The organism is uncultured Caballeronia sp. (assembly GCF_964243625.1).
GTDB lineage: Bacteria > Pseudomonadota > Gammaproteobacteria > Burkholderiales > Burkholderiaceae > Caballeronia.
On record NZ_CAXTGZ010000569.1, the window covers coordinates 1 to 3,854 of the forward strand.

Genomic DNA, 3,854 nt, shown 5'->3' on the forward strand with positions numbered 1-3,854 from the left:
TAGATCGTTCCGATAAGAAGCGGACTGAACACATTTGCCAGCCGTCCAATGCCGTACACAAGACCATGCCCCGACGACCTTAGACTCGTCGGGAACAGCTCGGGTGTATAAGCATAGATAGCCGCGACAAAGCTTTGAATGCCAATGACGACGAGCGCACCGAAAACGAGAATGAACACCGGCTCGAACGTCGTGGCATAAAGCATGCCGAAACCTGCTATTGCCGCGCTCGCAGCGGTCATGAACCATTTGCGGTCGAAGCGCTCCACTAACCTCGATGCGACTAGCGATCCTAATGGATTGCAGGCGGCTATTACACAGGTAAATGTCAGCGATTTGACAATAGAAAATCCATGACCGACCAGTAACGTCGGGACCCAGGCGAGGAATCCATAGGCGCCGGTAGTCTGGAATACCCAGACCACGATCAGCAATGCCGTTCTGCCGCGCTGACCTTTAGAAAATAGGTCGGTGTATTTCGTGCTTTCTTGATCGTTATTCAATGCTGCGGTGTAAGCCGGAGCTTCAAGCGTCCCTGTTTCTTTCAAAGCAACGCCTTCGATGCCTTCAATTGCACTCTCCGCTTCGGCGTGACGCGCAAGCATCTGATACCAGCGCGGCGATTCTGGAAGCTTTGCCAGATAGTAGAGAGAAACTACGCCCAGGCTGCCCCAAACAAAAATGCATCGCCAGCCCCAGGGCGCAAGCGGGATGACGGCTCGTGCCACTAATGCGGTCGCCGGGATGCCGATCAGACCGATCGTAAGAATGGATGCGAGATACTTGCCCCGCAGCCTCGCAGGAAACAGTTCGCTGATGCACGTATTCGCAATCACCGTCATTGCGCCGGTGCCGATGCCCGTCATGACGCGCAACGCGGCGAGGCTTGCGGCATCCCAAGCGAACGCGTTCAGCAACGAAGCAACCGTGTAGGTCAGGATGAAAATCGCAAGGCCGCGTTTGCGTCCTGCCAAGTCCGCAATTCGACCTCCTAGAATTCCGCCCAGAAACATGCCACCGAAGCCGGCCGATGTGATGATCGCCACCGTGTGAACGCTAATGTTCCACTGCTGCATCAGGCTTGGCGCTGCGAAAGCAAACGTGCTGACATCACCAAGTTCGAAGAAGTAAGCGAAGGCGAGCGCAATAATGGCTTTGCGGTGTATCGATGTAATTGGCAAGCGGTCGAGGCGCGCGCTAACACTGTTCATTTCCGTTGTCTCCGACAGTTGTTTTTTAAGTAGCGAAACAGAAGCTCGTTCTAATCGAAGCGCCGCCTCACCTTGCTCACCTTAACCAGGGGCTCTTTGACCGCGCCTCTAGAGGCGAAGCAGGGCATTTATCGGCTCGACGTTTGACAGTTGATCGAAGGCCGAGACGAGTTCGATTAGCTGATTCTGCGATGCATTTGGCAACAATGCCGCCACGTTACTGCGAAACTTGTCTTCTATCTCCGCCGCATGGACATCGTTTTCTGGACTGCCGCGTCTCGCTAGAATGCGGCGCGTATGCATCGTCCCGTCCGTTGTCGTCAACGATAGAGCGCACCCGTGTCGATATGCGGATCCCATCGATTCAATCTCGGGATCTTCGAACGCCTCGATGCGCTTAATGAAGGCAAGCACGCCCGGGTCCGCAAGTCGATCCGGCGCGTAGTCAACAGCGGAAACGCTCCCCCGGATTGCCATGACAGCAAGGCCGTAGTACAGATTCATCTGCGCAGCGGTCACGCCGTTGGGAACGTACGGCCACGCGGTGTGAACGTACGTCATATGCCCACATCCCACTTTGATCGACGCAATCCTGGTTGAATCGATTGATTCTTCTATCAGGATCGACTGCAATGCATCGAGCGACGTATGGATGCTCGTTACGTTCGGATACAGCTTGAAGCCGACCTTCCCCGTTTCCCACGAACTGCCGAGGTCGCTCGTCAGTTTCGAGAGGTCATAGTGGGTCGAAAAGGAGCTGAGAAAGCCGCCGTAATCCGCTTCGAGTACATTCGGTATGCCGGTAAAGCCGGCTTTCGCCAGCATCGCTGCGTAGACGCCGCTTTGCGCTGCCTTGCCAGCGTGCAGACGCTTGACCATCGCCCCTTCTTGAGCCGCCATCAGGCCCGCGCCCATTGATCCACCAATGCCGAGGCAATTCTGCATTTGCGCAGCGTCCAGACCGAGCATCCTGCCAGCGGTTGCGGCTGCGACAAATGCACCGGAAGTGCCTTGCGGATGAAACCCTTTAAGAAACAACGACGTGGTGGCGGCGTTTCCAACTCTCGTTCCGACTTCGTATCCGGCAATGATTGCAGTCAACACTTCGCGCCCGCTCATGGCGATGCCCGACGCGCCCGCAAACTCGGCCAGGGCCAGCGCTATGGGAATCGCCAGCGAGTTCGGATGCAGAACCGACTCCTTATGAATATCGTCCATTTCGAACGCGTGTCCTGCAGTGCAATTCACTAGCACGGCTTGCGAGACGGAGGTCTTATCGCCGCAGCCCCACAGCGACGCCGATGTGTTTCCGCCTTCGGCTAGTGCCATGTCCCTCACCATGCGCGTCCAGGGAAGGGAGGAGCCATGTAGGCACACGCCCAGACCATCAAGCACATGCAGCTTGATGCGATCGCTTAGGCTGTGAGGGATATCTGAAAATTGGAGAGTCGCTGCGAAATGGGCAAGCGTTGCTGTAGGAGAAAGGGCGTGGGTCGATTTATTAGTCATAGTGGCTGTTTGGTTTTTGAGCGGTTCTCATTGGTCCGACGTTGTACTTTCCAGTCGAAAAAAAACGTTGTCAGGGTGATGCGTCGTCCGTATGGAATCGGCCAAGCACGCAAGTCTAAGGGTTGAAACTAGTCTAGTAGCCGGTACAATGTCTGTCCAATATATTGAAACCACCTTGTGGATACGTTTAACGTATGGAGCTACGACATCTGCGGTATTTCGTGACGGTTGCCGAGGAGCTGCATTTCACGCGGGCCGCGCGCCGGATCGGCATCGCGCAGCCGCCGCTAACTCAGCAGATCAAGGCATTGGAAGAGGAACTAGGAGTGCGGCTGTTTGACCGGGCGCCGGGAAAAGTCACACTGACCGCCGCAGGCAGGGTGTTTTTTGAAGAGTCCCGTGCCATTCTCGAAAGCGTCGATAAAGCGATCAACCGGACGCGGCTATACGCGCAAGGCTTTGCAGGACGAATATGCGTGGGATTTACCGAGTCGGCTTCATTCAGCCCGGCCGTGACAGCTTCTTTACATCGCTTCAGGGAGTCCTATCCGGATGTCGAGCTGAGGCTCGAAGAGAACCGCTCGACGCAATTGGTCGACGCGTTACGCCACGGACGCATCGACGCGGCGTTTGTCCGGCTACCGATCGATGCCGGCGATGACATTCAATTCGACTTGATTTCAAATGAACAGATGGTGCTTGCAGTCAACCGGCAGCATCAACTGGCGTCGAGAAAAAGCGTTCCATTGAGCAGCTTGGTGGATGAGCAGTTCATCCTGTATCCGCGCGCGACGCGCCTTGGCTTGACCGAATCAATTATCCTTGCGTGCCAAAAATGCGGCTTTAACCCAAACGTTGTTCAGCATGCGCCGCAGATCTCCTCGACCATCAACCTGGTGGCCAGCTCGCTCGGCGTAACGATTGTTCCGAAATGCATGAGTACTAGCAGGCCCGACGCGGTCCGTTATTTGTCGCTCAAAGGAGCAGACTTGCGCGCTAGCTTGGGCATTGCTTATCGAATAGGAGACAGTTCATCAACGCTTAAAAATCTCTTGGCAATCAGCTCGGAAAACGCAAAACGTAAGCGGCTCGGCCCGACCGTTTCGCCATGCTGACTTTTCCAAAGCATGATGA

The 3,854-nt window shown here is 55.4% G+C and carries 3 protein-coding genes; 1 reads left to right on the top strand and 2 read right to left on the bottom strand.

From position 1 onward, the window contains the following. On the bottom strand, positions 1-1,211 hold a 1,211-nt coding region (locus ACFFAR_RS27210), incomplete at its 3' end, for an MFS transporter (protein WP_375508819.1). A 108-nt stretch (positions 1,212-1,319) separates the two neighbouring features. Beyond that, complete coding sequence (locus ACFFAR_RS27215; protein WP_174365381.1) at positions 1,320-2,720, bottom strand: MmgE/PrpD family protein; 1,401 nt, start codon at positions 2,718-2,720, stop codon at positions 1,320-1,322. Between the two features lie 194 nt (positions 2,721-2,914). Between ACFFAR_RS27215 and ACFFAR_RS27220 the strand changes: the two genes are divergently transcribed. Next, the gene (locus ACFFAR_RS27220; protein WP_174365380.1) at positions 2,915-3,835 is read left to right on the top strand and encodes a LysR substrate-binding domain-containing protein; all 921 of its coding nucleotides are present in this window, start codon (positions 2,915-2,917) and stop codon (positions 3,833-3,835) included. Positions 3,836-3,854: the final 19 nt, after the last annotated feature.

What these genes read in the sequence shown, in the direction of transcription:
- ACFFAR_RS27215 (WP_174365381.1), bottom strand. Translation starts at nt 2,720, where the DNA reads ATGACTAATAAATCGACCCACGCCCTTTCTCCTACAGCAACGCTTGCC.
- ACFFAR_RS27220 (WP_174365380.1), top strand. Translation starts at nt 2,915, where the DNA reads ATGGAGCTACGACATCTGCGGTATTTCGTGACGGTTGCCGAGGAGCTG.